The organism is Cedecea sp. NFIX57 (assembly GCF_900177785.1).
Lineage (GTDB): Bacteria > Pseudomonadota > Gammaproteobacteria > Enterobacterales > Enterobacteriaceae > Cedecea > Cedecea neteri_C.
Genome location: NZ_FXAS01000089.1, coordinates 1 through 3,055 on the forward strand (window position 1 = coordinate 1; position 3,055 = coordinate 3,055).

Genomic DNA, 3,055 nt, shown 5'->3' on the forward strand with positions numbered 1-3,055 from the left:
TCATTGTGGTGCCGGACACGTTATCCACATACCAGCCGGCAATGCGGTGGTTGTGGTGACGTGCAAAATTTTTCAGAGCTTCTTTTGCCCGGGTTGCATCCTGCCCGGACGTGGATGCGCGAAGATAGCCGAAAATGAGCATTTTTACATCACCTGGTCACGTTAAAATGGTCGCATGATTAATGGTATCATTAATATGGTAACATTGGCACTCATTGGAACGCACATTCATGGTCATGCTGGAGTATACCGAGGCGATTTTTTACGTTTAATGTTATCCACAACAGATTTTCAGCAGAATTCGCGTAGCGAGATCGACTGTAAAGGACACTTAATGTACGGGACGAGCGAACAGCAGACATCAAAATTAGTCTCTAATACCTATAAAAAAGCCCCCATCCTTTTACCTTCTGTTGAATAGTGGGTGAATAATAAAGGTGCGATTAATGTCTGTTATGTCGAGGTCAGGCTTATCATATGAAGAGTAAATTATAAGAGTTTCAGTTCTTTTAATTCCAATCACACCAACAATAAACCATACCTTCATCAGTTCATCAAAGTTCATTACTATCTTGGAATGTAACTCATTTCCATCGCCTGATGAAACCCTATCAAGAATATAAGTTAGAACTGTATTTTTATCTTCTTCGTTAATTGATTTCAATGAGAACTCTTGTTTTGTCAACATGGATAATGAATCGATATACTCAGAAACGTTTTTATAAATAGTTACCCATTCCGAAACTAATGCCCTTTTCCTAGAGGAGAAAAACTTCTCTTCCGCCATTAAAACTATATCTTGGTTAATTTCAACATGGCCATCACACTCTTTAAGACAATAGTTTACAAAGCTAATCGCATCTCTTGGCCTAAGCATGGTTCTGTCTAGAATGTATTCATCTGCTTGAACACCATCGATATAAAAGTTAAAAATATCTTTCATTGTAATGACGCGAGATCCTTGGTATTTATTCTTAACCAAGTGATTTATACGCATATCAATTATTTTTCTAATATCAGCTTTATTCCATGAAACGGAATAGATAAGGGATTGATCCTTCTCGTCTTGTCTTAGTGTTTTATTATAAATCCCCATGAGTATATCAGTTCTTATTGAAATCAATATCTTACCGGATTTTACATCAAGTAATTCTCGAAATGCTTCTAACAATGCGTTTATAAAGTCATACCTTATATCGCTGGAGCTTAGCCATGAGCGATCAAGATCATCAATGCTTATAATGATCCTAAACTGACCAACTTCAGAGAACTCTTCATTTAGTATCTTTATCAACTCTTTTTGTTTTCTAATCAACTCTCTACTTACGTAGCTGGATGTTTCAGATTGTACTTTTTGTGCATCTTCACGACCTAACTTACCTCCAAGATTAATCCCTTTTATACCTATTTTTGTAGATAGTTCGCTTTGCATTTTATTGCTTATTTCAACTAGTGCCTTATCATTAAAAAAAGTATCCTTGAACTGTTCAATGTATTCATTTACTAATTCTGGGTTATAAGGCTTCTTTTTTCCTCCAATTAAATCTTGGATCTTGTTGAAAAAGCTTTGATAAGATGAACGATGTAAAGCAGGAATTACTTTTATTAAGAGGGCATGAAGCCATAGTGACTTATAGAATACGGGGTCTGACGCTCAGTGGAGTTTTCTTCCTCTGACGCCTCTTTTAATGGCCGCAGATGCCCTTTTGTCACCAGTTCTGCCAGTGTGAAGGAATAATGGCCGAGCATATTGATATGCCCATGGCAAAGCGGTGAGAGACGTGCAATATCTTCATCATTCAGGGTTTCTCCTTGTGCCCGGAGATGATCCAGAGCTGCCTGCATATAAATAGTGTTCCATAACACGACGGCGTTAGTGACCAGCCCCAATGCGCCCAGTTGATCTTCCTGACCATCGGTATATCGCTTTCTTATCTCACCTTTCTGACCGTGACAAATAGCTCTGGCAACAGCATGACGGCTTTCTCCCCGGTTAAGTTGAGTCAGGATGCGCCTGCGGTAATCTTCATCATCAATATAATTAAGCAGATACAGCGTTTTGTTAATGCGTCCTATTTCAATGATTGCCTGGGTCAGTCCGGATGGGCGTTCACTTTTCAGTAATGAACGGACCAGCACCGAAGCCTGTACCTTGCCCAGCTTCAGGGAGCCTGCGGCCCGGATCATTTCGTCCCACTGAAGGGCTATTTTTCGGGGATCTGACTGCCCTCTGGCAATATCATTTAGCACGCCATAATCGGCCTCATTGTCCATGCGCCAGAAAACCGAAGAACCGGCATCAGCCAGTCGCGGGGAAAACTGGTATCCCAACAGCCAGAAAAGGCCAAAGACAAGATCGCTGGCCCCTGCGGTATCTGTCATAATTTCGGTGGGATTCAGCCCTGTCTCCTGCTCCAGAAGGCCTTCCAGCACAAAGATTGAGTCCCTCAGGGTCCCCGGTATAACAATGCTATGAAAGCCGGAATACTGATCGGAAATAAAGTTGTACCAGGTGATACCCCTGTTATGGCCAAAGTATTTGCGGTTCGGCCCGGCATTGATTGTTCTGACTGGCGTAACAAAGCGCATTCCGTCTGCAGAAGCCACTTCGCCACCACCCCAGACCTGTGCCAGTGGCAGTGTTGCCTGAAAATCAACCAGCCTGGCATTCGCACTGGTGATAGTTTCAGCCCGCAGATAGTTTGCTTTTGTCCAGTTCAGCCGGTGTCGGGTCAGGGCTGGAACATTTGACCGTATCAGGGGCTCCAGGCCGATATTGCAGGCCTCGGCCATCAGCACGGCGCTGATGCTGACGGGCATATCGTCAACTCTGGCGCTGGCTTCGCTGGCGTGGAAAAACTCATCAGCAAATCCGGTATGGGCGTTAATTTCGAGTAGCAACTCCGTTAAGTCCACCGTAGGGAGCAGATCGCTGACCATTTTGCTCAGCCGTTTCAGACTGTTCTGGTCAAGTTAATCAGGACACTTTTTTATCAGACATCTGTTCATAGCGTACCGGAGATATTTCCCCGTTCGCCGTATGATTTCTGTCAAG

2 protein-coding genes and 1 pseudogene are annotated in these 3,055 nt (G+C 43.0%); all 3 read right to left on the reverse strand.

What is annotated here, in order from left to right:
• A partial coding sequence (locus B9Y90_RS25740; protein WP_176227944.1) for a recombinase family protein occupies window positions 1-142 on the reverse strand: 142 nt, incomplete at its 3' end.
• Between the two features lie 261 nt (window positions 143-403).
• On the reverse strand, window positions 404-1,606 hold the full coding sequence (locus B9Y90_RS25745; protein ID WP_441302668.1) for a P-loop ATPase, Sll1717 family: 1,203 nt from the start codon (window positions 1,604-1,606) through the stop codon (window positions 404-406).
• Window positions 1,606-2,961 (reverse strand): annotated as a pseudogene (locus tag B9Y90_RS25750) (Tn3 family transposase); the annotation flags it as partial. The pseudogene B9Y90_RS25750 and the gene B9Y90_RS25745, both read right to left, overlap by 1 nt.
• Window positions 2,962-3,055 lie beyond the last annotated feature (94 nt).